This window comes from Vibrio sp. SCSIO 43155 (assembly GCF_023716605.1).
Classification (GTDB): Bacteria; Pseudomonadota; Gammaproteobacteria; order Enterobacterales; family Vibrionaceae; genus Vibrio; species Vibrio harveyi.
On the sequence record NZ_CP071852.1, the window covers coordinates 3,009,533 to 3,034,057 of the forward strand.

A 24,525-nucleotide genomic window follows, 5' to 3' on the forward strand; every position below is an offset into this window, starting at 1 on the left:
AAATTTTCTGTTATTTCATTACAGACGGCGCCCTAGGGCGCCGTTTTTTCTTCCTTTTTCTAAGAAAAGCATGCCTTATTCCGTAATTTTCTTACCCAAAGCAAAAATTTTTTGTTACTTTATTGAACAGAAGACGCACAAGGAAACGTTTGTCTTCCGACAAAACTGTTAATTATCCCCTTTTTAATGGTTTTGCTTTATGTGCGCCACATTAGCCCACCTTTCCATTTTAAGGACGAGAAAAATGGCCAAAGTTTCACTGGAAAAAGAAAAGATTAAGATCCTCTTGCTAGAGGGACTCCACCCTTCTTCAGTTGAAGTTCTTCAAGCAGCTGGCTACAGCAACATTGAATATCACAAAGGTTCCCTTCCGGAAGAAGAACTGATTGAAGCAGTAAAAGACGTGCACTTCATCGGTATCCGTTCCCGAACGAACTTATCAGAAGAAGTGATCAATGCAGCGAACAAGCTAGTTGCAATTGGCTGTTTTTGTATTGGTACCAACCAAGTTGATTTAGGCGCGGCAGCAAGCCGTGGTATTCCTGTTTTTAATGCACCATTCTCAAACACGCGCAGTGTTGCTGAACTAGTATTAGGTCAGATCCTACTCCTTCTTCGTGGTATTCCGGAAAAGAACGCGCTAGCGCACCGTGGTATTTGGAAGAAGAGTGCAGACAGTTCTTACGAAGCACGTGGTAAGCGTCTGGGCATCATCGGTTACGGTCACATCGGTACTCAGTTGGGTATCATTGCAGAAAACTTGGGGATGCGCGTTTACTACTACGACATTGAAAACAAATTGTCGCTAGGTAACGCTACGCAAGTGTTCACTATGAGTGAGCTTTTGAACAAGTGTGACGTGATTTCTCTACATGTACCAGAAACACCAGAAACCAAGAACATGATGGGCGAAGAAGAGTTTGCACGCATGAAGCCGGGCGCTATCTTTATCAACGCCGCGCGTGGTACCGTGGTAGACATCCCTGCTCTATGTCATAGCTTAGAATCTGGTCATATCTCAGGTGCAGCGATTGACGTGTTCCCTGTAGAGCCGAAAACTAACGCCGATGCATTTGAGTCTCCACTGCAGAAGTTCGACAACGTAATCTTAACTCCGCACGTCGGTGGTTCAACGCAAGAAGCGCAAGAAAACATTGGTGTTGAAGTTGCTGGTAAACTAGCGAAATACTCTGACAACGGTTCAACTTTATCAAGTGTGAACTTCCCAGAGGTATCATTGCCTGAGCATCGTGAATGTTCACGTCTATTGCACATCCACAAAAACCGCCCTGGTATCCTGACGCAAATCAACACCATCTTTGCTGAAGACGGCATCAACATCGCAGGTCAGTACCTACAAACTGCCGCTGAGATCGGTTACGTAGTTATCGACGTTGAGACTTCTCGCGCAGAAGAAGCACTAGTGAAACTAAAAGGCATCGAAGGCACAATCCGTGCTCGTATCCTTCACTAATCTATTTGAACAAACACAAAAGGCAGGGATTCCCTGCCTTTTTTCGTTTTATTCGTCCGTATTTACTTAAGCATTATTTCAGCCTGTAAACCACATCCACTTGGTCACGAATCACGAGTGTAGAGTCTTGGTAACTGTTTGTACTTTCTCTTGCATCCATTGCCATTGAACGCATCAATACCGGGCGAGCATGCATTTGGTTATAGTTGATCTGCCAAACGTCTCCTAACTTCTTATCAAATCCAGTCGCTAATGAGGCAGCTTTACTCTGCGCGTCTTTAATCGCTGCCATGCGTGCCTTTTGCTGATACTCAGACTGGTTGCTCACTTTTAACTGAATATTGTCGACTTGGTTGATGCCGGCTTTCAGCGCCATGTCCAAGTACTCATTCAAGTTCGCAAGATCATTGACCGTCACGTCAATGCTACGTGATGCACGGTAACCCACGAGTTCTGCCTTGCCCGATTTTGGGTAGTGATATTGTGGAGCCAAGTATAAGTTTGAGCTAGTAATGTTATCTTTTGATAAACCTGCATCTGCAAGGCTCTTAAGAAACGCATCAACTGTATTGTCGACCGATTGCTTCGCTTGCTCTGCTGTCATTGTCGTATCAACTACCTTCACAGAAAAAGTAGCCATATCTGGTGTTGCAACTACCTCACCGTAACCAGTGGTTGATACATGGGCAAAACTTGGTACATCGCTCGCAAACACAGAAATACTGGTAAGGCTTAATGCAGACGCCAATAAACATGAAGACAGTTTCATTCGACAAATCCATCCGTTTTGAAAGATTAAGGTCACTCCAGTGCCAGATCTCATCTCGAGAGATTCGGTGAATACTGTAGCAACTGAGTTGGTATCCTAGCTTCAACGAGGAGAGACACCAATGAACTGGAGTGTATATAGACTCATCATAGAAACTTCTGTCAATTATCCAAGCGCCCTACGCGACTTCTAACACAACTTTGACTGTGTTACTTCACAGTAATTTCAACTTAAAACGCGAGCCAACTGGGAACTTATTGCGGTAAATGTTGTTGAGCGTAACCAATAATCGCTTGTGAGATTTCTTGAAGAACCCCCGTTTCTAACTGCCAGTGGTGCCAGTAAATTCGATAGGACATCAAAAAACCCGGCGTAATATCAATCAACTTACCATTTTCTAATTCATCGGTGATCTGTAATCGAGGAATCAAACAATAAGCCACACCTGCTAACGCCATCTTGAGGAAAGCTTCTGAGCTACTAATATTGTGATGAATGACACTGTCAGGTCTTACGTTGAAATGTTCAGTCAAAAACTTCTTATGCAGATCATCATATTGGTCGTAAGACACCGCCGGCGCTTTCGCGAGTGTTTGATTGTTAACCCCTTCAGAGAAATAGCGTTGATAAAATTCTGGGTTGGCGACACAGACATAATCGATGCGACCGAGATAGTCGGCACGACAGCCCGGGATGGCTTGAGATTCCAAACTGATAGCCCCTGCAACCTCACCACTTCTTAGCTTTTCAATTGAGCGCGATTCACCGTAGATGGTTAACTTAAGCTCCACTTGGCGATGCTTCATTACATCCTGCAGCGCAGGTAACAACCATGTTGCGAGGCTATCTGCATTCGTCGCCAAGGAGAGTTGTACAGGGCGAGTGGTAGTGTCGTTCTTCAGTTCAGGGAGGATTTCATGCTCAAGAAGTCTAACGCGGCGATATAGTCCAAGTAACTTCTTACCAATCGGTGTCGGCTTTGGTGGTTGCTCACGGATAAGCACAGGTTGAGCAAGATACTTTTCGAGCTGTTTAATTCGCTGGGAAATAGCTGATTGTGAAACAAATAAGTGTTCTGCTGCTCTGTCAAAACTGCCTTGATGCACGACGGCATCTAAAGCTTCTATCCATTTATAATCCAATCCTCGCACGTGCTTTTCCTCCCTAACAAACGCCAAACACGCAAGATAAGTAACACTAATAATATATTAAAATCATTAATTATACTTATTTCAATAAAAGCTATATCTTCCATTTCTCTGTTGTTCTATTGCTAATTTTTGAGGTGTGTTGTGAGCTTTTGGGTGTTATTACAAGGATTCGGTTTAGGTGCGACGATGATCATTCCAATCGGTGCGCAGAATGCGTACGTCCTTAACCAAGGTATTAAGCGTCAACATCACCTGACGACTGCGACTATCTGTAGCATCCTAGATATGATCTTCATTTCGCTCGGTATTTTCGGTGGCGGTGCGATCCTGTCGCAAAATGAAATCCTACTGACATCGGTGACATTAGGTGGTATCGCTTTCTTGAGCGTTTACGGTTTGCTGTCACTAAAGAGCGCATTCAAACCATCTGATGCATCGGAGTCAAAAAGTGAAGTGGTCGCACGCGGTCGTCGCACTGTAATTCTTGGCGCACTTGCCGTCACCGTTTTGAACCCACACCTATACTTGGATACTGTGGTGATCTTGGGATCCATCGGTGGTCAGTTCGAAGGCAACGATCGCATCGCATTTGCAATGGGAACCATCATGGCATCATTTGCGTGGTTCTACACGCTGTCATTAGGTGCGGCGAAATTAGGTCCGACGCTCTCAAAACCAAAAGTGAAAAAAGGCATCGATATTGCGGTTGCCGTTATGATGTTTACTATCGCTTTTGCTCTCGCAAATGAGCTAATCACACAATACTGGTAAAGAAAAAATAGGAAAGAAATACGACATGGAGTCACTGCAGAAAATCTACCAACTCAATCGAGAGCGGTTTAGTGCGCTCTCCATCCCCTTTCGAGAATGGCAGCATGAAGCCATTCTCGACTTTGAAACCGATATCAAAGTTGCCGCTGAACTCGGCTGGACAGGCACTCACACCAAGAGCCTTTTTCTCAAACTGAAAGGGTTAGGTTACGCCATATACTTGACCGACAAAGACTCGCGTTTAGACTCTAAACAAATCAAAACCATTACCGGCAAACGACCTTCAATTTGTAGTGATGATGAAATGATCGAACAACTAGGCTGCGTACCCGGTGCGGTTTGTCCGATAGGGTTACCAGAGCATGTCACTATCATTGTGGATACTGCACTTTATCAACATGAAGAATTGCTCTATACCCCGGGTTTACCCGAATCGACTTTCGGTTTTGCAGGCAAAGAACTCAAGCGACTACTCCGAGCCGGCAGTAATACTTTATTAGAAATATAAAAGCCCTAGAGATAAAAAAAGCGAGGCAAACACCTCGCTTTTCATGTTCTCAATCGAAGTGATTAAGCTTCTACTTTGTTCAAGTGAACATCCATTTGTGGGAATGGTATTTCGATGCCTGCTTCGTCTAACGCTTCTTTGATTGCTTGAGTAGAATCGAAGTAAACATCCCAGTAATCCGCTGTTTTACACCATGGGCGAACCACAAAGTTTACTGAAGAGTCAGCTAGAGCCAGCACACCAATTTGGATCGCTGGATCTTTAAGGATACGCTCATCTTTTTCTAGCACATCACGGATAACTTGCTTAGTTTGTTTAAGGTCAGCGCTGTAAGAAACACCGATAACTAGGTCTACACGACGCGTAGCGTGGCGAGAGTAGTTAGTGATTGCACCACCGATAACTGATGAGTTCGGTACAACAACCATTTTGTTGTCAGGTGTTTTTAGTACAGTTTGGAAGATTTGAATTGCTTCAACACTACCCGCTACACCGCCAATTTCTACGTAGTCACCAGACTTGAATGGACGGAATGCAACAATCAGTACGCCCGCAGCGAAGTTAGATAGTGAACCTTGTAGAGCAAGACCAACAGCAAGACCTGCCGCACCGATTACCGCAACTACAGATGCAGTTTGAACACCGACACGACCTAGTGCCGCGATAAGTACGATAACGAATAGAAGGTAACGAACTAAACCATTGACGAATTCAACAACAGCTTTGTCCATCTTTTTCTTTTCAAGCACTTTTGAAACGCTGTTTGCTACCGCTTTAACGATAATGTTACCGATAAATAGGATCAGCAATGCAGAAATGATGTTCACACCGTATTGAATAAGAAGATCTGAGTTGTTATTTAGCCATGTTTCAGCTTTGCTCAAACCATCTGTTAAAGAGGTATCGATACCCATCGATTCACCTGCCATAATTCGTATCCTCAAAATAAAGATATTAAATCTAATTGCCGTTAATTTATGAACCTTGTTTTTTATAGGTTCTTATTCACAACAACATCCCTATTGTTTTCCTGAACAGTGTCAGATTTTTGGCACAATATCTCAAAACTGAAATTTTGCAAAGTCAGAGTTTAGCAAAGACCTACAAAACAAAGCTTTATCAGAATTTTCTGATACCGGCATGTTACAGAGTACGCAATGGATTTACATTCCGCCACACTTTTTACTTGGTTTTCTGCCACTTGATGCGGAAATGCGCTGAGTTTCGAAATTTGTACCAACATGAAGGGATATGAAGTGAGGCGATCATATAGCAGCTGACTAAGTTATCAATTGCACGCAGAGGAAGAATAGGATTTGTCTCATTGTTTAGACATAAAAAAACCCGCTCTAAGAGCGGGTTTTTAGAAACTCAGTTGAGACGAATTATAGTACGTCTACTGCGTTTAGGTCAGCAAATGCTTTCTCTAGGCGAGCTACCATTGAAGCTTGACCAGCACGTAGCCATACGCGTGGATCGTAGTACTTCTTGTTTGGAGCGTCTTCGCCAGTTGGGTTACCGATTTGACCTTGTAGGTAATCGTGGTTGTCAGCTTCGTACTGACGGATACCATCCCAAGTTGCCCACTGTGTATCAGTATCGATGTTCATTTTGATAACACCGTAGCCGATAGACTCTTGGATTTCTGCTTCAGTAGAACCAGAACCACCGTGGAATACGAAGTTTAGAGCGTTTGGTGCGATACCGAACTTCTCTGCACAGTATGCTTGAGAGTCACGTAGGATAGTTGGAGTTAGAACAACGTTACCTGGCTTGTAAACGCCGTGTACGTTACCGAAAGAAGCTGCGATAGTGAAGCGGTGTGAAACAGCGCTTAGTTTCTCGTATGCGTAAGCAACGTCTTCTGGAGAAGTGTATAGCTCAGATGCGTCCATGTGAGAGTTATCAACGCCATCTTCTTCACCACCAGTACAACCAAGTTCGATCTCGATTGTCATGTTCATCTTAGCCATGCGCTCTAGGTACTTAGCACATGTTTCGATGTTTTCTTCTAGAGACTCTTCAGAAAGGTCTAGCATGTGAGAAGAGAATAGAGGTTTACCAGTTTGAGCGAAGAACTCTTCACCAGCGTCTAGTAGACCGTCGATCCATGGAAGAAGTTTCTTAGCAGCGTGGTCAGTGTGTAGGATTACTGGCACACCGTAAGCTTCAGCTACAGTGTGAACGTATTTAGCACCAGCTACAGCACCAAGGATTTGAGCACCTTGACCTTCAAGTTTCACGCCTTTACCAGCGAAGAAACCAGCACCGCCGTTAGAGAACTGAACAACAACTGGAGCTTTAACTTTTGCAGCTGCTTCTAGTACTGCGTTTACAGAATCAGTACCAACAACGTTTACTGCAGGAAGAGCAAATTTGTTTTCTTTTGCTACTTCAAATACTTTCTGAACGTCATCGCCAGAGATAACACCTGGTTTTACGAAGTCGAAGATCTTAGACATGGATGTAATCCTATTTATCTGTCGTTTTTTAAACAAAACTTGTTAAATTGAAAAATCTTGCAAACGTTTGCTCACAACTGAGGCTATTCTAGCAGAGTTCCACTCTCGTTGCAGCAAACAAGAAAGCGGGAGATGACTCCCCCGCTTTGCGATTATTACTTAGCGCGTGCTTCTAGCATTTCAACTGCTGGAAGTACTTTACCTTCTACAAACTCAAGGAAAGCGCCGCCGCCAGTAGAGATGTAAGATACGTCAGCTTTGATACCGAACTTGTCGATAGCTGCTAGCGTGTCACCACCACCTGCAACAGAGAAACCTTCAGAAGCTGCGATAGCTTCAGAGATACCTTTAGTACCTGCTTCGAAGTTCTTGAATTCGAATACGCCTACTGGACCGTTCCAAAGGATAGTCTTAGCGTTCTTAAGGATTTCTGCTAGTTCAGCAGTTGAATCTGGACCAAGGTCGAAGATCATGTCGTCGTCTTGTACTTCAGAAACGTGCTTGATTTCAGCTTCTGCGTTCTCATCGAATGCTTTCGCACATGCAACGTCAGTTGCTACTGGAATTGCACACTCGTCCATTAGCTTCTTCGCTGTTTCAACTAGGTCTGCTTCGTATAGCGACTTACCAACGTTGTGACCAGCAGCTGCGATGAATGTGTTAGCAATACCACCGCCAACAACTAGTTGGTCAGCGATTTTAGATAGAGACTCAAGAACAGTTAGCTTAGTAGAAACTTTTGAACCACCTACGATAGCAACCATTGGACGAGCAGGCTTGTCCATTGCTTTACCTAGTGCTTCTAGTTCGTTTGCTAGTAGAGGACCAGCACATGCTACGTCTGCGTGCATACCAACACCGTGAGTAGATGCTTGTGCACGGTGAGCTGTACCGAATGCGTCCATTACGAAGATGTCACATAGAGAAGCGTACTGCTTAGATAGTTCTTCTTCGTTTTTCTTCTCGCCTTTGTTAAAGCGAACGTTTTCAAGAACGACTAGTTCACCAGCGTTTAGCTCTAGACCGTTTAGGTAGTCTTTCGCTAGTTTAACTTCGCAGTCTAGTGCGTCGTTTAGGTAGTTAACTACTGGTTGTAGAGAGAACTCTTCTGCGTATTCACCTTCAGTTGGGCGACCTAGGTGAGAAGTAACCATAACTTTAGCACCAGCTTCTAGACAGTGCTTGATAGTTGGAAGAGATGCGATGATACGTGCATCTGAAGTTACTTTACCGTCTTTTACTGGCACGTTTAGGTCAGCACGGATAAATACACGTTTACCTGCAAGATCCAGGTCAGTCATCTTGATTACAGACATGATGTGTCCTCTCAAATATTAAATAATTAAAGTTTTTAAAAACTCGGCAATCCTGCCAAGCCCGTTAATTCTTCAAACTGGTTATTGATATGGAGATACGTCAGATTTATTTCAAGGCTTGAAATAAAAATTTTCTCCATCGCTTATTCACTCTTATTGCTCCACCTGTGAAGAAGCTTGCATTGCTAAAGCGGTATCCAGCATCCGGTTAGCAAAGCCCCATTCGTTATCGCACCAAACGAGCATTTTTACGAGTTGCCCGTTACTCACTCTTGTCTGAGTTCCATCCACAATTGCACTATGGGGATCGTGATTAAAGTCGATGGAAACGAGTGGCGATTCAGTATAGTCAACAATGTCACGTAATGTACACTGAGATGCGTTAACAATGGTTTGATTTACGTCATTAACTTTCACATTTGTACTAATTGTGACACTTAAATCCATCGCAGTGACGTTAACTGTTGGAACTCGAACCGAAATTGCTTCAAATTTGTTAGAAAATTTCGGGAAGATTCTTTCAATTCCTTTATGCAACTTAGTGTCCACCGGAATAATCGATTGACAGGCAGCACGAGTGCGACGTAAATCATTGTGATAAGCGTCGATAACCTGCTGATCGTTCATTGAAGAGTGAATCGTTGTGATAGTACCCGACTCTATGCCGAACGCCTCATCCAAAACTTTGATGATAGGGACAATACAGTTGGTGGTGCATGAGCCATTCGACACCACGCGGTGTTCGTCTTTGAGAGTTTCGTGGTTCACACCATAGATAATGGTGTTATCGAGATCGCTTGCGCCAGGGTGTGAGAACAGAACTTTATGAGCCCCCGCTTCAATATGGGCTTGTCCGTCAGCTTGTGAGCCGAAGACGCCAGTACAATCCAGTACGATATCGACTTCTAAGTCACGCCATGGCAAAAGTTCGATTTCAGCAAGGTGGAGGATTCTAATTGGATCGTATTCGCCACTGTCGTGGTGAACGTAGAGGTGTTCTTGGTCATGCGAGATTTTCTTTCCGAAGCGACCATGACTAGTATCATACTGAAGAAGATGTGCCATCGCTTCTGGTTGAGCCAGTTCATTAACTGCAACAACCTTGATCTGCTGGTGCTTACCGCTCTCGTATACTGCTCGCAGTACATTACGACCGATACGTCCAAATCCATTGATCGCAACTTTTAGCATTTATCCTTCGCCTCACCAAAAATTCGTGTCACAGATAGTACCTGATACGAAGACTGAACGCATTAAGTAAGTGATCTCCCTCGCGGTAAACTATCTTTTCACTTCCCGAAATATTCATTTCACTAATATATTGATTTCTGACATCGCATGTTTCGCTTGGCATTTTAACTCCTTTTTGACCACCAAAAGGAAATGCGTATGTCAGGTTTTCCCACTGCTCACTTTTGCAAGCGATGCAATAGAGAAACACCACACTCAGAGGTGCAGGTCCGTAAACCAAGCAGTTACGATACGGATAAATCGATTCTTGGAACCTTAAAACTTTGGGCTCATACCCTGATAAACGGCGGTCACTATTACGATATGGATCGTTATGTCACTTGTAAGGAATGTGGACACAAAGAGAAGGATAACTGGGGAAACGAATTTGAATAGGCACAAAAAAACCGAGCCCTAATGCTCGGTTTTTCATTTCTAGCGCTAAATTACGCTAATAGTTCTTTTGCTGTGTTCACTACGTTTTCTACAGTGAAACCAAACATTTCGAACAGTTGGTCAGCCGGTGCAGATTCACCGAATGTTGTCATACCGATGATACGACCGTCGAAACCAACGTACTTGTACCAGAAGTCTGCAATGCCAGCTTCTACAGCGATACGTGCAGTTACGTCTGATGGCAGTACTGATTCACGGTAAGCTGCGTCTTGCTTGTCGAATGCATCTGTTGATGGCATTGAAACAACGCGCACTTTCTTACCTTCAGCGGTTAGTTGCTCAGCCGCTTTCACTGCTAGTTCAACTTCAGAACCAGTTGCGATTAGGATTAGCTCAGGCTTGCCATCACTGTCTTTCAGGATGTAAGCACCTTTCGCGATGTCCGCTACTTGCTCAGCCGTACGCTCTTGTTGTGCAAGGTTTTGACGAGAGAAGATAAGTGCAGATGGTGCATCTTTACGTTCAATCGCCAGTTTCCATGCAACTGCAGACTCAACTTGGTCACATGGACGCCATGTGCTCATGTTTGGAGTCAGACGTAGAGACGCGATTTGCTCAACTGGTTGGTGAGTTGGACCATCTTCGCCAAGACCGATAGAGTCATGCGTGTAAACTTGGATGTTCTGAACTTTCATCAAAGCAGCCATACGCATAGCGTTACGAGCGTATTCCATGAACATTAGGAATGTTGCACCGTAAGGAACAAAACCGCCGTGTAGTGCGATACCGTTCATGATCGCTGTCATACCAAATTCACGTACACCGTAGTGGATGTAGTTACCAGAGAAGTCGTTCGCTTCTAGAGACTTAGAACCAGACCACATAGTTAGGTTAGAAGGCGCTAGGTCAGCAGAGCCGCCCATGAATTCTGGAAGCATTTGACCAAACGCTTCTAGTGCGTTTTGAGATGCTTTGCGTGATGCGATGTTCGCAGGGTTTGCTTGAAGGTCTGCAATGATTTGATTTGCTTTCTCTTCCCACTGCGCAGGAAGTTCGCCATTTAGACGACGCTTAAGCTCTGCTGCTTCTGCAGGGTAAGCCGCTGCATATGCTTCGAACTTCGCGTTCCAAGCCGCTTCTTTCTCAGAACCTGCCGCTTTAGCATCCCACTCAGCGTATACGTCCGCAGGGATTTCAAATGCTGGGTGTTCCCAACCTAGGAATTCACGCGCTGCTGCGATTTCTTCAGCACCTAGTGGCGCACCGTGACAGTCGTGAGAACCAGATTTGTTTGGAGAACCAAAACCGATGATAGTTTTAGTACAGATAAGTGTAGGGCGTGGATCTGCTTTCGCAGCGATGATTGCTGCGTTAATCGCTTCAGAGTCATGACCATCTACAGCAGGGATTACGTGCCAGCCGTAAGATTCAAAACGCTTAGGCGTGTCGTCAGAGAACCAACCTTCAACGTGACCATCGATAGAGATGCCGTTGTCATCCCAGAATGCGATCAGTTTGCCAAGACCTAGCGTACCAGCAAGAGAACATGCCTCGTGCGAGATACCTTCCATCAGACAGCCATCGCCCATAAACACGTAAGTGAAGTGGTCAACGATGTCGTGGCCTTCTTTGTTGAACTGAGCCGCTAGTGCTTTCTCAGCCATCGCCATACCAACAGCGTTAGTGATGCCTTGACCTAGAGGACCCGTTGTAGTCTCGATACCAGGTGCGTAGCCGTACTCTGGGTGACCAGGAGTCTTAGAGTGAAGCTGACGGAAGTTCTTAAGATCGTCGATAGATAGCTCGTAACCGCTCAGGTGCAGTAGAGAGTAAATCAGCATAGAGCCGTGACCGTTAGACAGTACGAAACGGTCGCGGTCAGCCCACTCTGGGTTAGCTGGGTTGTGGTTTAGGTGAGAACGCCAAAGAACTTCAGCGATATCAGCCATACCCATAGGTGCGCCTGGGTGGCCAGAGTTAGCTTGTTGAACACCATCCATGCTAAGAGCGCGGATTGCATTTGCGAGCTCTTTGTTTGAAAGAACGTTACGAGAAGACATGTCTGCTCCTGAGTGCATTAAGCGAATTGATAAAGGAATGTGGGCACATTAACCGAGTAAACTGGGCATAAAAAGTGCGGACAACATTCTCTCAAAGCCAAAATCCGACTGCAAACGTTTTACTCACCATTTTTGCGGTTTTAACTCAATCTTTTCGCACTTAATAGGTAATTTATTAGAAATTCACCCCATCAAAAGCAAACGATTGGGAAATAAGCTAGGCGAATTCAAATCGAAAAAGAGCTTGTAATTCGACTGTGGGAAATTAAAATAGACGTCTAGATGTAGAAACACCTACAAACTGTATTGTATTTTTCGTGGCAAGCTTGCGTTAGTTAGCCATGAGTAAACCTTAAGATTGGAGCTATCATGGCTAAGCACCTGTTCACTTCTGAGTCGGTATCAGAAGGTCATCCAGATAAAATCGCAGACCAAATCTCTGACGCAGTTCTTGATGCAATTCTTGAGCAAGACCCGAAAGCACGTGTTGCTTGTGAGACTTACGTTAAAACCGGCATGGTTATGGTTGGTGGTGAAGTAACGACTTCTGCATGGGTTGATATCGAAGAAATCACTCGTGAAACTGTTCGTGAAATTGGTTACGTTCACTCTGATATGGGCTTTGATGCGAACTCGTGTGCGGTTCTAAACACCATCGGTAAGCAGTCTCCAGACATCAACCAAGGTGTTGATAAAGCAGACCCTAAAGAGCAAGGCGCAGGTGACCAAGGCATCATGTTTGGTTACGCTACAAACGAAACTGAAATTCTAATGCCAGCTCCAATTACTTACTCTCACCGCCTTGTTCAAAAACAAGCTGAAGTTCGTAAGAGCGGTAAACTAGATTTCCTTCGCCCAGATGCGAAATCTCAAGTAACTTTCCAATACGACCAAGGTAAGATTGTTGGTATCGATGCTGTTGTTCTTTCAACTCAACACTGTGATTCAGTAACAACACCTGACCTACGTGAAGCGGTAATGGAAGAGATTATCAAGCCAGTATTGCCTTCAGAGTGGATCACTAAAGACACGAACTTCTTCATCAACCCAACCGGTCGTTTCGTTATCGGTGGCCCAATGGGTGACTGTGGTCTAACTGGTCGTAAAATCATCGTAGATACATACGGCGGCGCAGCTCGTCACGGTGGTGGTGCGTTCTCTGGTAAAGATCCATCGAAAGTAGACCGCAGCGCAGCTTACGCAGCACGTTACGTAGCGAAAAACATCGTAGCAGCTGGCATGGCTGACCGTTGTGAAATCCAACTTTCATACGCTATCGGTGTTGCTGATCCAACGTCTATCATGGTTGAAACGTTCGGTACTGAGAAAGTATCACACGAAATCATTATTGAAGCGGTTCGTCAACACTTCGACCTACGTCCATACGGTCTACAAGAAATGCTTAACCTGCTTCAACCTATCTACAAGCAGACGGCAGCATACGGTCACTTCGGTCGCGAAGAGTTCCCATGGGAAGCAACGGATAAAGCAGCTATCCTACGCGATTTCGCAGGCATCAAGTAATCGAGCCACGCAAGAATCGATAAAGCCCTCGCCTCTGGCGGGGGCTTTTTGTTTCTGCCCCTTCTTCTCCTTCTCATGTCTTCTCTTGAACAAAAATTCAGCAATTATTTGTAAATTGCCCCATCTCTGCCAATAGTTAACATAATGTTAAATGCACTTTTCGATGTATATAAAGTAAAGAACTATGATGCAGGCTCACGTGGCTAATAGAGTCATGAAAAACGTCAGCCAAACATCTTTATATGGCCTAGGTGCCACCGTGGGAATAAATCAAGGAGGAGTTATGCCTCGTACCGTGAACCCATCTGACTTCCAAGGTAAACGAAAGGAAGTTCCAGATAATGAATACGCCAGAACCATTCCGTGCAATACCGTTAGCTTATCGGCACCATTCCATTGGCTCGCGTTGGGTCTGCATGACTTTGTCCGCATGCCGCTCATCAGCGCCTTCTACGGCATCTGCTTTATGGCAGCTGCGATTGGTATCGTGCTTCTGGTTCAATGGCAAGGTACGCATCTTGTCGTGATGCCAAGCCTGATTGTTTACATGTTAATCGGGCCATTCTTAGCCCTCGGCTTATATGATGCAAGTTGGGAGAGAGAACGCGGACACAAACCAAGCTTATTCCATTCAATGAAAGCCATTGGACGCAACTCTAGCTCTCAGTGGGCATTTGCTGTGATGCTCGCGGTATGTATGATTTTCTGGATGCGAATTGCTGCCCTGCTCCATGCTCTATACCCTTCTGTACAAGGCGCTCCACTGACTGAGTTCTTGCCTTTCTTAGTTATTGGTTCGCTAGTAGGTTTTGTCTTGGCTTGCGTGGTATTTAGCATTTCAGCTTTCTCAATTCCACTCATGATGGAACGTCGCGTCGATATGATGACTGCCGTTTTCACCAGCTTTAACGCCGTGAAATCCAACATCCCTGCGATGATCGTATGGGCAGCCATAATTTGTGGTGGTATCTTAATCGGCTTCGCGACGTACGGTATTGGTATGCTCTTCACCATGCCAATCCTAGGTTACGGCACATGGCATGCGTACCACGCGACAATTAAGAAAAAACACACACCTTAGAAAACTGATGCTATGATCCAGCCCTCGCAAACGCGGGGGCTTTTTTATTGAATAAACGGAGTGAGTTGTGGATATAGAACTGAGCTACAAAGCCAAACAAGTGATGGCAGATTGCATCGCGATGGCAGAGCAAGCATTCAAACGTTCTTTTATCATCCCTTCTCTGGCTTTCAATGTTCGTGGTAAAGCAGCCGGCAAAGCCTACTTGCAGTCGAATGAAGTTAGATTGAATCCGAAGCTCTTTAAAGAAAATCCTCAAGCTTTTCTTGAAGAAGTGATTCCACATGAAGTCGCGCATCTCATTACTTATCAAGTGTACGGTCGCGTTCGACCTCACGGAAAAGAGTGGCAAGGCGTGATGGAAGCGGTATTTAAAGTTCCAGCTAAAACCACTCACAGCTTTGATGTGGCTTCTGTGCAAGGTAAAACTTTTGAATACCGCTGTGCTTGTATGACTTACCCACTTTCAATTCGTCGTCACAACAAAGTGCAGCGCAAAGAAGCGATGTATTCTTGCCAAAAATGTCGCCAACCGCTGAACTTTACTGGTATTCAGCTCTCGTAACGCCCATCCTTTTACTCCTTTAGCCTTCAAAAAATAGAGACATACGCACTCAAATTGCTGCTTTTTACTCACTATTGTCAGGTTACTCATCACTAAAGCTAATTTATGCGTGTTAGAATGAATAAAGTCATACTTTATAAAGACTTTAATCATGAAATACCTGTTCTCTCTATTCCTATTTGCGCTTTCTAGTACAGCGATTGCTGCGCCTCCAAGCTCTTTTTCCGCCGCTAAGCGTGAAGCGGTAAAAATCTACGCCGATCACCCAACCAGCTTCTACTGTGGTTGTGACATTAAATGGCAAGGCAAAAAGGGCGTGCCGGATCTCTCTTCTTGTGGCTATCAAGTTCGCAAGCAAGAAAAACGCGCATCTCGCATCGAGTGGGAGCACGTGGTTCCTGCATGGCAGTTCGGCCACCAGCGTCAATGTTGGCAAAATGGTGGACGCAAAAACTGCACAAGAAACGACAAAGTCTTCAAATCTATGGAAGCCGATCTCCACAACCTAACTCCGGCTATCGGAGAGGTAAACGGTGACCGCTCTAACTACAACTTCAGTCAGTGGAATGGCATGGATGGCGTCAGCTACGGTCGTTGTGAAATGCAAGTGAACTTTAAGCAGCGTAAAGTCATGCCACCCGATCGCGCACGCGGCTCAATTGCGCGTACTTATCTGTACATGAGCAAAGAATACGGTTTTAAACTTTCGAAGCAGCAGACTCAATTGATGAGTGCTTGGAACAAAACCTACCCTGTAGATAAGTGGGAATGTGAGCGTGATGAACGCATTGCCAAGATTCAAGGCAACCACAACCCATTCGTTCAAGAGGCTTGTCGCGCACTGTAATTCTTCCCGTAATTACCGCAGTACACCTCCACTATTCGAGGCGTTGTCATTTACTGGAATGGAAACGCCTCTTGCCCCTTGTTTTTTCGGTAGAAAGCATCCATGTTAGTGTCTAAACACTCGCGTATGCAGGAAATCGAAACACTATGCGTATCCCTCGAATTTATCATCCAGAAACCATTCAACAACTTGGCATCATTGCTCTAAGCGACGATGCAGCAGGTCACATTGGTCGTGTGCTTCGCATGAAAGAAGGTCAAGAAGTCCTATTATTTGACGGCAGCGGTGCTGAATTCCCAGCTGTCATCAGCGAAGTCAGCAAAAAGAATGTGATGGTTGAGATCTCTGAACGCGTAGAAAGCAACATTGAGTCACCGCTTGACCTTCACCTTGGTCAGGTCATTTCGCGTGGCGATAAGATGGAGTTCACCATCCAAAAATCAGTAGAACTTGGCGTGAATACAATTACACCGCTGCTCTCTGAGCGTTGTGGCGTGAAATTAGACCAAAAACGTTTCGAGAAGAAGCTAGCTCAGTGGCAGAAGATTGCGATCAGTGCGTGTGAACAGTGCGGTCGCAACATAGTACCTGAAATTCGCCCTATCATGAGCTTAGAAGAGTGGTGCCAAGAAGAGTACGACGGCTTGAAGCTTAACCTGCATCCACGTGCGAAGTACTCAATCAACACCTTGCCAACACCTGTTGAAAAAGTTCGTCTATTAATTGGTCCTGAAGGCGGTCTATCTTCTGACGAGATCGACATGACTCGCGAATATCAATTTGAAGAGACGCTACTCGGCCCTCGTGTTCTGCGTACCGAAACAGCGGCTCTGACAGCAATTACAGCCTTACAAGTTCGTTTCGGCGATCTTGGTTAAAACGGAGAAAAATAATGATCAAACTCGGTATCGTAATGGACCCAATCTCGTCCATTAACATCAAGAAAGACTCTAGCTTTGCCATGATGCTTGAAGCGCAACGCCGCGGCTACGAAATCCACTACATGGAAATGAATGATCTGCACCTAGACCAAGGTAAAGCAATCGCAGACACCAAAGTGGTTGAGTTAAAAGAAGATCCAACGGGTTGGTACGAATTCAAATCAGAGCAGACCATTGAACTGTCTGAACTTGACGCTGTGCTAATGCGTAAGGATCCTCCGTTCGACACAGAGTACATCTACGCAACTTACATCCTTGAGCGCGCTGAAGAGCAAGGCGCACTGATCGTTAACAAGCCACAAAGCCTACGTGACTGTAACGAGAAACTTTTCACAGCTTGGTTCCCAGAGCTAACACCAACCACTATTGTGACGCGTAAAGCTGAGAAGATTAAAGCCTTCCGTGAAGAACACGGTGATGTGATCCTAAAACCACTTGATGGCATGGGCGGCGCATCTATCTTCCGCGTGAAAGAGAACGATCCAAACGTATCAGTTATCATCGAGACACTAACAAACCATGGTCAAAACTACGCGATGGCGCAAACCTTCGTGCCAGATATCAGCAATGGTGACAAGCGCATCCTAGTGGTTGATGGTGAGCCAATGCCTTACTGCCTTGCTCGTATCCCTGCAAAAGGTGAAACACGTGGTAACCTAGCGGCAGGCGGCACAGGTGAAGCTCGCCCACTTAGCGAAACTGATATGAAGATAGCTCAAGCGGTTGCACCGACCCTAAAAGAAAAAGGTCTTATCTTTGTGGGTCTTGATGTGATTGGCGACAAGCTAACGGAAATCAACGTAACGAGCCCAACCTGTATTCGTGAAATTGAAGCGGCTTTTGATATTTCAATCACAGGCAAGCTAATGGACGCGATTGAGCGCCGAGTGAAAGGCGAATAACTCAAACTGTATTACAGTTAAATAAGAGCGTTGTGGATTAACTTAAGCAAACTCATGCACATACCCGTACAGGTGAAAACATGGGGTTTGCTTAAGTATTTTTAATAGCCTTATAAGGTCGAGATGAGAATGAACCTCACAAACCATTTCTTAGTTGCCATGCCGGGAATGAAAGATCCCTACTTCCAGAATAGCGTTATCTACGTCTGTGAACACAACGAAGAAGGCGCTATGGGGTTGATGATCAACGCACCTGTCGATATCACGGTTGGTAGTATGCTCAATCAAGTCGAAGTGCAACCTGTGCACCCTCGCCTGTTTGAAGCAAGCTTAGATAGACCAGTGTACAACGGCGGCCCTGTTTCTGAAGATCGTGGTTTTATCCTGCACAAACCAAAAGACTACTACGAATCAAGCATTCAAATGACTGACGAACTGGCAGTTACCACGTCTAAAGACATCTTGTCAGTACTTGGTACAGAAGCGGAACCAAGCGACTATTTAGTGGCACTTGGATATTCCGGTTGGAGTGCAGGTCAATTAGAAACTGAGTTGGCAGAGAATTCTTGGCTGACCATCGAAGCGACGCCAGAGATCATTTTCGATACTCCAATTATCGATCGTTGGAAAAAAGCAGTCGAGAAATTAGGCATCGATCCAAGCCAGCTATCTTCGGATGCAGGGCACGCTTAACGCGCTTCCACACTCAACCTATTTTATTTAGTTAGATTCGAGACACATTATGTCACGCACAATCATGGCCTTCGATTTCGGTACCAAGAGCATTGGTAGTGCTATCGGGCAAGAAATCACCGGCACGGCTTCCCCACTTAAAGCATTCAAAGCGAATGACGGCATTCCAAACTGGGACGACATCGAGAAACAAATTAAAGAGTGGCAACCAGACCTATTGGTGGTGGGTTTGCCAACAGACTTGCACGGTAAAGACTTAGAAACCATCACGCCACGAGCGAAGAAGTTCGCCAATCGCCTGCACGGTCGTTACGGCTTACCCGTTGAGTTGCATGATGAACGCCTATCAACAGCAGAAGCACGCGCAGAGTTGTTCAGTATGGGTGGCTACAAAGCGCTATCGAAAGGCAATATCGACTGCCAATCAGCGGTCGTGATTCTTGAGAGTTGGTTTGAAAACCTTTGGGGTGAGTAAACACTTCAAGCACAATGAAAAAGGTTGGTTTCGCCAACCTTTTTCGTTTCTGAATTGGATTAGTCCATATCGATCTTAACGTTCGCCAAACTGCCCGTAGAGAATGTTTCACCACGTTGCGTCTTCAACATCAAACGCAGATCGTTGGCAGAGTCCGCACTGTGCAATGCATCTTCTTCACTGATCTTACCTTGCATCACTAACTTGTAGAGCGATTGGTCGAAGGTCAACATCCCAAATTCATTGGATCGAGCCATGGTTGCTTTCAACTCATGAAGATCGCCTCGACGGATCAGATCGGATACACGCGGGCTATTTAATAAGATCTCAAACACGCCATGACGCCCCTGACCGTTCTTATCACGGATCAACTGCTGACCTACTACGCCTTTTAAGTTCATCGACAGATCAAACAAGAACTGATCTTTCTGGTCTTTCGGCACCAAGTGCAAAATACGTTCAAGTGCTTGGTTTGCGTTGTTGGCGTGCAATGTAGCCATGCACAAGTGACCAGTTTCAGCAAAGGTCATTGCGTATTCCATCGTTTCTCGGCTTCGGATCTCACCAATCAAAATCATGTCTGGTGCCTGACGCAACGAATTCTTCAACGCCACTTCATAGCTGTCAGTATCCAAGCCCACTTCACGCTGAGTCACAATACAACGTTTATGCTCATGCACAAATTCAATTGGGTCTTCTACCGTAAGAATATGACCAGTCTTGTTGTTGTTGCGATAACCCGTCATCGCAGCCATGGTGGTCGACTTACCAGAGCCTGTCGCACCAACCACCAGCACCAAACCACGCTTGGCAATTGCAAGATCTTGCAGCACCAAAGGCAACTTAAGCTGCTCAAACGTTGGAATATTGGTTTCAATACGACGAATGACGGCTCCCGGTAATTCACGTTGGAAGAAGGCACTGACACGGAAGCGACCGCAATCACGGACAATGGCAAAGTTCGACTCACGGCTTTTGCGAAACTCTTGTCGTCGCTCCGGGTCCATTGCACTATCAAGCAACAAGGCTACGTCATTTTCGCTCAGCTTATCGCCTTGCGGACGCAATTCGCCATCCACACGAAACAAGATCGGGGCACCGACAGTGATGTATAGATCCGACGCTTTTAACGCCAGCATGCCTTCGAGAAATTTATTCAGATCCATCGTCCGTATTCGCTATTTCCTAAGTAATTCGTTACGAGAATTGCTGCGCTTCAATTTCAACTTTCTTATCCACTTCTTCACGCGATACCATGCCTTGTGCCATCAATTGACGAGCATTCTGCTCCATGGTCTGCATGCCATGCGCCGCACCGGTCTGAATGATCGAATACATCTGCGCGACTTTGTCTTCACGAATAAGGTTACGGATCGCAGGTGTCGCCATCATGATTTCATGACAAGCAATACGACCACCACCATTACGTTTTAACAGTTTTTGTGCAATAACCGAACGCAGCGACTCCGACAGCATCGAACGCACCATGTCTTTGTCACTACCTGGGAATACGTCGATAATACGGTCGATGGTTTTCGCTGCTGAGCTAGTGTGCAGCGTACCGAAAACAAGGTGACCCGTTTCAGCAGCCGTCAGCGCCAAACTGATGGTTTCTTTATCACGCATCTCACCAACTAGAATCACATCCGGGTCTTCACGTAATGCGCTGCGCAGTGCGTTTTGGAAGCTGTGTGTATCACGGTGTACTTCACGTTGATTGATCAGACACTTATTGTTGGTGTGAACAAATTCAATCGGATCTTCAATTGTTAGGACGTGCTTATTGTGATTACGGTTAATGTAGTCAACAATGGCTGCCAAGGTAGTCGATTTACCAGAACCCGTTGGACCGGTAACCAGTACCAGGCCTTTTTCAGCATTGGCAATCTTTCTGAAGATCTCTGGGGCTTCTAGCTCTTCCAGTGTTGGAATGCTACTTGGGATGGTACGGAACACAGCCGCACAACCGCGAGATTGGTTGAAAGCGTTGACACGAAAACGGCCAACGTTATGCAATTCAAATGAAAAATCGACTTCGAGTTTTTCTTCGAACTCACTGCGCTGCGCATCGTTCATGATTTCAAAAACCAAACGATGCACTTCTTGGTGTGTAAACGCTGGAATGCCCAGCTTTCTTACATCACCATCAATACGAACCATTGGTGGTACACCTGCAGAAAGATGTAGATCCGAAGCATTATGTTTTACACTAAAATCCAGTAACTCAGTGATATCCATTTAAAATCCTTAAGTCTAAAGTACAGCTATGAGTAGTATTCAACAAAACATTGAACATATCACCTCTCAAATTCGACACGACGAACAAAAATGCGGTCGTGCTCCAGAGTCAGTGCAACTTCTAGCAGTAAGCAAAACTAAACCTGTCGAGGCAATTCTCGAAGCTTACCAAGCTGGCCAAGAGGCGTTTGGTGAAAACTACGTCCAAGAGGGCGTCAGTAAAGTTCAGCACTTTGCCGAGCATTATCCAGATAATCGAATCGAATGGCACTTCATTGGTCCAATTCAATCCAATAAATCACGCCCTGTTGCTGAACATTTCGATTGGGTTCACACCATTGATCGCGCTAAGATCGCTCAACGCCTCAATGACCAGCGTCCAAGCGAGCTAAAACCACTGCAAGTTCTGATTCAAGTTAACACCAGTGGTGAAGAGTCAAAATCTGGCGTTGCTGATGCAGAAATATTCGAACTGGCTGAGTTGATTTCTCGCCTTCCAAACCTCACGTTAAGAGGGTTGATGTCGATTCCTGCCAACGTGCCAGATTACGAATCGCAACTTCGCGCATTTAAGCAACTTGAAGAGCTAAAGCAAAAGCTAGCCCAGCAGTACCCGGATGTCGACACGCTATCCATGGGTATGAGCGGAGACATGGATGCGTCAATCGAAGCAGGTAGCACTATGGTGCGAATTGGCACAGCGATTTTTGGCGCGCGTGACTACAGCAAACAGCAATAAAAGCGACTCGTTGTTAGACACTGCGAATTTGAGTCTGAGTGCCTTCTATTTCGGCACTCAGAGCAAAGTGGTGCAATTATACACCTGAGCGCACAACAAATTGTAAGAATTTATATTTGGAAATCAGACATATGGAACATAAAAAGATTGCCTTTATCGGCGCGGGAAACATGGTGCGTGCGATTGTTTCTGGTCTCGTAGCAAATGGCTACCCAGCACAGAACATCGTTGCGACCGCCCCATCGGAGACACGTCGCCAACCTCTTGAGCAAAACTTTGGTATCCGTACCACCAGCGATAACATCGCAGCCGCGACAGAAGCGGATGTTGTGGTATTGTCTGTGAAGCCACAAATGATGGAAGAAGTGTGTAAACCACTGCAATCTATCGACTTCAGCAATAAACTGGTTATCTCTATTGCGGCTGGCATCAACTGTTCACGCTTGGATGACATGCTAGCGACTAAGCTCAACTTGGTTCGCGTGATGCCAAATACACCATCGCAACTTGGTTTGGGCATGAGTGGTCTTTACGCGCCTGAACATGTGCAAGAACAAGATAAAACCTTCGCGGCAGAGCTAATGCAAGCCTGCGGTAAGGTATGCTGGGTCGAACAAGAATCTGGCATCAACAATGTGATTGCCGCGGCAGGCAGCGCACCAGCTTACTTCTTCCTGTTTATGGAAGCGATGCAAGCAGAAGCAATTGCTCAAGGTTTCGATAAAGACACGGCTCGCACGTTAGTTCAACAATCCGCACTTGGCGCAGCAAGCATGGTAGTGGAAAATCCAGAAACTGAACTTTCAACACTGCGCGAGAACGTGACATCAAAAGGTGGCACAACGGCAGAAGCGCTTCGTACGTTCAACGAGCACCAACTGTCTGATATTGTGGCGAAAGCAATGCAAGCTGCGGTTGCTCGCGCTGAAGAAATGGAAAAACTGTTTTAATGACTTGAGTGATACCCACTCTGTGTCACTCACTTACTTGTTAAGGGTACCTTATGAATTCAATGAGTTTTCTCATCTCAACCCTATTTGACCTGTACATCATGGTCGTCATTTTGCGTATATGGTTGCAAGCTGCTCGTGCAGATTTCTACAACCCATTCTCGCAGTTCATCGTCAAAGCAACCCAACCGGTTGTGGGTCCACTGCGCCGCGTGATCCCATCCATTGGTAGCATCGACCTAGCGACAGTGCTGTTTGCTTACGTATTGTGTGTGCTTAAGTTTGTTGCGCTGATCCTGATCGCTTCTAGCGGGTCAGTTTCATTTAGCATGGACTTCCTATTCCTAGGCTTATTGTCTCTGATTAAAGCCGCTGGCGGCTTGTTGTTCTGGGTACTATTGATCCGTGCAATCCTGAGCTGGGTTAGCCAAGGTCGCAGCCCTATCGAGTACGTATTCCATCAACTAACTGAACCAATGCTAGCGCCAATCCGTCGCATCATCCCTGCAATGGGCGGCTTCGACTTGAGCGTGCTAGTGCTGTTCATTGGTCTGCAATTTGCTAACTTCCTGATGGGCGACATGATTGGTCCTATCTGGTATCAACTATAATGTCAGAAGCAGTTTGGCATGACGGCGAAGATGTGGTGCTTCGGCTCTACATCCAACCAAAAGCAAGCCGCGATAAGATCGTCGGCTTGCATGGTGAAGAGCTCAAAATTGCCATCACCGCACCGCCTGTCGATGGTAAAGCGAATGCACACCTAACCAAGTTTTTAGCCAAACAATTTAAAGTTGCTAAAGGTTTGGTTCACATAGAAAAAGGTGAACTGGGACGTCATAAACAAATTCGGATAGAATCCCCAGTGCAAATACCTACAGAAATTAAAGCCATCATTTGATGGCTTTTTATTTACGAAATTCGTACCAATAATAAAACGCCCGATTCCGAGGAAGTGATAATGAGCAAATGGATTACCGCCCTACTGATCAGCCTGTTGTCTTTACCAAGCATGGCAGGTCAGTTCAAAACCATGAAAGACATCGAGGTCCACTACATCGCGTTTAACTCGACCTTTTTAACCCCAAAGATCGCCCGTAGCTACGACATCAAGCGCAACGGCTACAATGCAGTACTGAACATCAGTGTGCTAGACAGTGCCTCTCTGGGTAAGCCAGCCGTTGAAGCTAAAATCAGTGGTCAGGCGAAGAACCTTATCGGTCAAACGCAAAAGCTCACCTTCCGTGAAGTGAAAGAAGGCGATGCGATTTACTACCTAGCAGAGCTCGGTATTACTAACGAAGAAACTTTTACCTTCGATATTGACGTTAAAGCTGGAAACAAAGGCTCAGGTAAGCTTAAATTCACCCAGAAATTTTATGTCGAAGAGTAATTAGGTTGTGATGATCTAAAAGCTTTTAGAACATCATAAC

26 protein-coding genes are annotated in these 24,525 nt (G+C 45.4%); 17 read left to right on the forward strand and 9 right to left on the reverse strand.

Features of this window, described 5'->3' with window-relative positions; genetic code table 11:
• The first annotated feature begins 244 nt into the window (after positions 1-244).
• Positions 245-1,474, forward strand: a complete 1,230-nt coding sequence (gene serA / locus J4N44_RS14280) for a phosphoglycerate dehydrogenase (RefSeq protein ID WP_005449764.1) — start codon at positions 245-247, stop codon at positions 1,472-1,474.
• A gap of 73 nt (positions 1,475-1,547) precedes the next feature.
• On the opposite strand, the gene J4N44_RS14285 is transcribed toward serA, so the two are convergent.
• Complete coding sequence (locus J4N44_RS14285; protein WP_009698785.1) at positions 1,548-2,243, reverse strand: oxidative stress defense protein; 696 nt, start codon at positions 2,241-2,243, stop codon at positions 1,548-1,550.
• 254 nt (positions 2,244-2,497) lie between these two features.
• Entirely contained in the window at positions 2,498-3,394 is an 897-nt protein-coding gene (locus J4N44_RS14290) for a LysR family transcriptional regulator ArgP (protein WP_005449760.1), read from the reverse strand.
• 141 nt (positions 3,395-3,535) lie between these two features.
• Between J4N44_RS14290 and J4N44_RS14295 the strand changes: the two genes are divergently transcribed.
• Together J4N44_RS14295 and J4N44_RS14300 are read left to right on the forward strand one after the other, a co-directional pair.
• Positions 3,536-4,165 carry a LysE/ArgO family amino acid transporter gene (locus J4N44_RS14295; protein WP_017189102.1) on the forward strand — a complete coding sequence of 210 codons (630 nt, stop codon included), beginning with the start codon at positions 3,536-3,538 and terminating at the stop codon, positions 4,163-4,165.
• A gap of 25 nt (positions 4,166-4,190) precedes the next feature.
• A complete protein-coding gene (locus tag J4N44_RS14300; RefSeq protein ID WP_029790316.1) occupies positions 4,191-4,673 on the forward strand; it encodes a YbaK/EbsC family protein in 483 nt (160 codons plus the stop codon).
• Positions 4,674-4,735: 62 nt separating this feature from the next.
• Here J4N44_RS14300 and mscS read toward each other — a convergent pair whose 3' ends face one another.
• The 4 genes from mscS to epd form a co-directional block, all read right to left on the reverse strand.
• Positions 4,736-5,602, reverse strand: coding sequence for a small-conductance mechanosensitive channel MscS (gene mscS, locus J4N44_RS14305; RefSeq protein WP_005436480.1), 867 nt, complete (start codon positions 5,600-5,602; stop codon positions 4,736-4,738).
• 456 nt (positions 5,603-6,058) lie between these two features.
• Positions 6,059-7,135 (reverse strand): class II fructose-bisphosphate aldolase, encoded by a 1,077-nt coding sequence (gene fbaA, locus J4N44_RS14310; RefSeq protein WP_005449757.1) that lies wholly within the window; start codon positions 7,133-7,135, stop codon positions 6,059-6,061.
• A 155-nt stretch (positions 7,136-7,290) separates the two neighbouring features.
• The gene (locus tag J4N44_RS14315; RefSeq protein WP_005436484.1) at positions 7,291-8,451 is read right to left on the reverse strand and encodes a phosphoglycerate kinase; all 1,161 of its coding nucleotides are present in this window, start codon (positions 8,449-8,451) and stop codon (positions 7,291-7,293) included.
• 153 nt (positions 8,452-8,604) lie between these two features.
• Positions 8,605-9,642 carry an erythrose-4-phosphate dehydrogenase gene (gene epd, locus J4N44_RS14320; RefSeq protein ID WP_252044580.1) on the reverse strand — a complete coding sequence of 346 codons (1,038 nt, stop codon included), beginning with the start codon at positions 9,640-9,642 and terminating at the stop codon, positions 8,605-8,607.
• A 198-nt stretch (positions 9,643-9,840) separates the two neighbouring features.
• Here epd and J4N44_RS14325 point away from each other — a divergent pair, with 198 nt between their 5' ends.
• A complete protein-coding gene (locus J4N44_RS14325; protein ID WP_252044581.1) occupies positions 9,841-10,077 on the forward strand; it encodes a hypothetical protein in 237 nt (78 codons plus the stop codon).
• A gap of 50 nt (positions 10,078-10,127) precedes the next feature.
• On the opposite strand, the gene tkt is transcribed toward J4N44_RS14325, so the two are convergent.
• Positions 10,128-12,137 (reverse strand): transketolase, encoded by a 2,010-nt coding sequence (tkt, locus tag J4N44_RS14330; protein ID WP_047512970.1) that lies wholly within the window; start codon positions 12,135-12,137, stop codon positions 10,128-10,130.
• Between the two features lie 369 nt (positions 12,138-12,506).
• Between tkt and metK the strand changes: the two genes are divergently transcribed.
• From metK to ruvX, 8 genes are all read left to right on the forward strand, one after another.
• Positions 12,507-13,661 (forward strand): methionine adenosyltransferase, encoded by a 1,155-nt coding sequence (gene metK, locus J4N44_RS14335; protein ID WP_005449748.1) that lies wholly within the window; start codon positions 12,507-12,509, stop codon positions 13,659-13,661.
• Between the two features lie 283 nt (positions 13,662-13,944).
• On the forward strand, positions 13,945-14,742 hold the full coding sequence (locus J4N44_RS14340; protein ID WP_005449746.1) for a DUF2189 domain-containing protein: 798 nt from the start codon (positions 13,945-13,947) through the stop codon (positions 14,740-14,742).
• Between the two features lie 67 nt (positions 14,743-14,809).
• Entirely contained in the window at positions 14,810-15,307 is a 498-nt protein-coding gene (locus J4N44_RS14345; protein WP_009697583.1) for a SprT family zinc-dependent metalloprotease, read from the forward strand.
• 151 nt (positions 15,308-15,458) lie between these two features.
• A complete protein-coding gene (endA, locus tag J4N44_RS14350; RefSeq protein WP_005449743.1) occupies positions 15,459-16,154 on the forward strand; it encodes a deoxyribonuclease I in 696 nt (231 codons plus the stop codon).
• 146 nt (positions 16,155-16,300) lie between these two features.
• Complete coding sequence (rsmE, locus tag J4N44_RS14355; protein WP_252044582.1) at positions 16,301-17,032, forward strand: 16S rRNA (uracil(1498)-N(3))-methyltransferase; 732 nt, start codon at positions 16,301-16,303, stop codon at positions 17,030-17,032.
• Positions 17,033-17,046: 14 nt separating this feature from the next.
• On the forward strand, positions 17,047-17,997 hold the full coding sequence (gene gshB / locus J4N44_RS14360) for a glutathione synthase (protein WP_005449741.1): 951 nt from the start codon (positions 17,047-17,049) through the stop codon (positions 17,995-17,997).
• A gap of 129 nt (positions 17,998-18,126) precedes the next feature.
• Entirely contained in the window at positions 18,127-18,690 is a 564-nt protein-coding gene (locus tag J4N44_RS14365; protein WP_005449740.1) for a YqgE/AlgH family protein, read from the forward strand.
• 49 nt (positions 18,691-18,739) lie between these two features.
• The gene (gene ruvX, locus J4N44_RS14370; protein WP_005449738.1) at positions 18,740-19,165 is read left to right on the forward strand and encodes a Holliday junction resolvase RuvX; all 426 of its coding nucleotides are present in this window, start codon (positions 18,740-18,742) and stop codon (positions 19,163-19,165) included.
• A 59-nt stretch (positions 19,166-19,224) separates the two neighbouring features.
• On the opposite strand, the gene J4N44_RS14375 is transcribed toward ruvX, so the two are convergent.
• Together J4N44_RS14375 and J4N44_RS14380 are read right to left on the reverse strand one after the other, a co-directional pair.
• The gene (locus J4N44_RS14375) at positions 19,225-20,331 is read right to left on the reverse strand and encodes a PilT/PilU family type 4a pilus ATPase (RefSeq protein ID WP_252044583.1); all 1,107 of its coding nucleotides are present in this window, start codon (positions 20,329-20,331) and stop codon (positions 19,225-19,227) included.
• Between the two features lie 31 nt (positions 20,332-20,362).
• Positions 20,363-21,403: a type IV pilus twitching motility protein PilT gene (locus tag J4N44_RS14380; protein ID WP_005425810.1), complete on the reverse strand. Its 1,041-nt coding sequence runs from the start codon at positions 21,401-21,403 to the stop codon at positions 20,363-20,365.
• A 28-nt stretch (positions 21,404-21,431) separates the two neighbouring features.
• On the opposite strand from J4N44_RS14380, the gene J4N44_RS14385 reads away from it, so the two are divergent.
• The 5 genes from J4N44_RS14385 to J4N44_RS14405 all read left to right on the forward strand — a co-directional run bounded on the left by J4N44_RS14385 (position 21,432) and on the right by J4N44_RS14405 (position 24,485).
• Entirely contained in the window at positions 21,432-22,142 is a 711-nt protein-coding gene (locus tag J4N44_RS14385; RefSeq protein ID WP_252044584.1) for a YggS family pyridoxal phosphate-dependent enzyme, read from the forward strand.
• 131 nt (positions 22,143-22,273) lie between these two features.
• Complete coding sequence (gene proC, locus J4N44_RS14390) at positions 22,274-23,092, forward strand: pyrroline-5-carboxylate reductase (protein ID WP_017817652.1); 819 nt, start codon at positions 22,274-22,276, stop codon at positions 23,090-23,092.
• Between the two features lie 53 nt (positions 23,093-23,145).
• The gene (locus tag J4N44_RS14395) at positions 23,146-23,703 is read left to right on the forward strand and encodes a YggT family protein (protein ID WP_005425806.1); all 558 of its coding nucleotides are present in this window, start codon (positions 23,146-23,148) and stop codon (positions 23,701-23,703) included.
• Positions 23,703-23,993: a DUF167 family protein YggU gene (yggU, locus tag J4N44_RS14400; RefSeq protein ID WP_005425805.1), complete on the forward strand. Its 291-nt coding sequence runs from the start codon at positions 23,703-23,705 to the stop codon at positions 23,991-23,993. Before J4N44_RS14395 ends, yggU begins: the two co-directional genes overlap by 1 nt.
• Positions 23,994-24,053: 60 nt before the next feature.
• Positions 24,054-24,485 (forward strand): DUF4426 domain-containing protein, encoded by a 432-nt coding sequence (locus J4N44_RS14405; RefSeq protein WP_005425804.1) that lies wholly within the window; start codon positions 24,054-24,056, stop codon positions 24,483-24,485.
• Positions 24,486-24,525: the final 40 nt, after the last annotated feature.

Excerpts from the sequence above, each read along its gene's own strand:
- serA (WP_005449764.1), top strand. The coding sequence starts at position 245 with ATGGCCAAAGTTTCACTGGAAAAAGAAAAGATTAAGATCCTCTTGCTA.
- J4N44_RS14285 (WP_009698785.1), bottom strand. The coding sequence starts at position 2,243 with ATGAAACTGTCTTCATGTTTATTGGCGTCTGCATTAAGCCTTACCAGT.
- J4N44_RS14300 (WP_029790316.1), top strand. The coding sequence starts at position 4,191 with ATGGAGTCACTGCAGAAAATCTACCAACTCAATCGAGAGCGGTTTAGT.
- mscS (WP_005436480.1), bottom strand. The coding sequence starts at position 5,602 with ATGGCAGGTGAATCGATGGGTATCGATACCTCTTTAACAGATGGTTTG.
- fbaA (WP_005449757.1), bottom strand. The coding sequence starts at position 7,135 with ATGTCTAAGATCTTCGACTTCGTAAAACCAGGTGTTATCTCTGGCGAT.
- J4N44_RS14315 (WP_005436484.1), bottom strand. The coding sequence starts at position 8,451 with ATGTCTGTAATCAAGATGACTGACCTGGATCTTGCAGGTAAACGTGTA.
- epd (WP_252044580.1), bottom strand. The coding sequence starts at position 9,642 with ATGCTAAAAGTTGCGATCAATGGATTTGGACGTATCGGTCGTAATGTA.
- J4N44_RS14325 (WP_252044581.1), top strand. The coding sequence starts at position 9,841 with ATGTCAGGTTTTCCCACTGCTCACTTTTGCAAGCGATGCAATAGAGAA.
- tkt (WP_047512970.1), bottom strand. The coding sequence starts at position 12,137 with ATGTCTTCTCGTAACGTTCTTTCAAACAAAGAGCTCGCAAATGCAATC.
- metK (WP_005449748.1), top strand. The coding sequence starts at position 12,507 with ATGGCTAAGCACCTGTTCACTTCTGAGTCGGTATCAGAAGGTCATCCA.
- J4N44_RS14340 (WP_005449746.1), top strand. The coding sequence starts at position 13,945 with ATGCCTCGTACCGTGAACCCATCTGACTTCCAAGGTAAACGAAAGGAA.
- endA (WP_005449743.1), top strand. The coding sequence starts at position 15,459 with ATGAAATACCTGTTCTCTCTATTCCTATTTGCGCTTTCTAGTACAGCG.
- rsmE (WP_252044582.1), top strand. The coding sequence starts at position 16,301 with ATGCGTATCCCTCGAATTTATCATCCAGAAACCATTCAACAACTTGGC.
- gshB (WP_005449741.1), top strand. The coding sequence starts at position 17,047 with ATGATCAAACTCGGTATCGTAATGGACCCAATCTCGTCCATTAACATC.
- J4N44_RS14365 (WP_005449740.1), top strand. The coding sequence starts at position 18,127 with ATGAACCTCACAAACCATTTCTTAGTTGCCATGCCGGGAATGAAAGAT.
- ruvX (WP_005449738.1), top strand. The coding sequence starts at position 18,740 with ATGTCACGCACAATCATGGCCTTCGATTTCGGTACCAAGAGCATTGGT.
- J4N44_RS14375 (WP_252044583.1), bottom strand. The coding sequence starts at position 20,331 with ATGGATCTGAATAAATTTCTCGAAGGCATGCTGGCGTTAAAAGCGTCG.
- J4N44_RS14380 (WP_005425810.1), bottom strand. The coding sequence starts at position 21,403 with ATGGATATCACTGAGTTACTGGATTTTAGTGTAAAACATAATGCTTCG.
- J4N44_RS14385 (WP_252044584.1), top strand. The coding sequence starts at position 21,432 with ATGAGTAGTATTCAACAAAACATTGAACATATCACCTCTCAAATTCGA.
- proC (WP_017817652.1), top strand. The coding sequence starts at position 22,274 with ATGGAACATAAAAAGATTGCCTTTATCGGCGCGGGAAACATGGTGCGT.
- J4N44_RS14395 (WP_005425806.1), top strand. The coding sequence starts at position 23,146 with ATGAATTCAATGAGTTTTCTCATCTCAACCCTATTTGACCTGTACATC.
- yggU (WP_005425805.1), top strand. The coding sequence starts at position 23,703 with ATGTCAGAAGCAGTTTGGCATGACGGCGAAGATGTGGTGCTTCGGCTC.
- J4N44_RS14405 (WP_005425804.1), top strand. The coding sequence starts at position 24,054 with ATGAGCAAATGGATTACCGCCCTACTGATCAGCCTGTTGTCTTTACCA.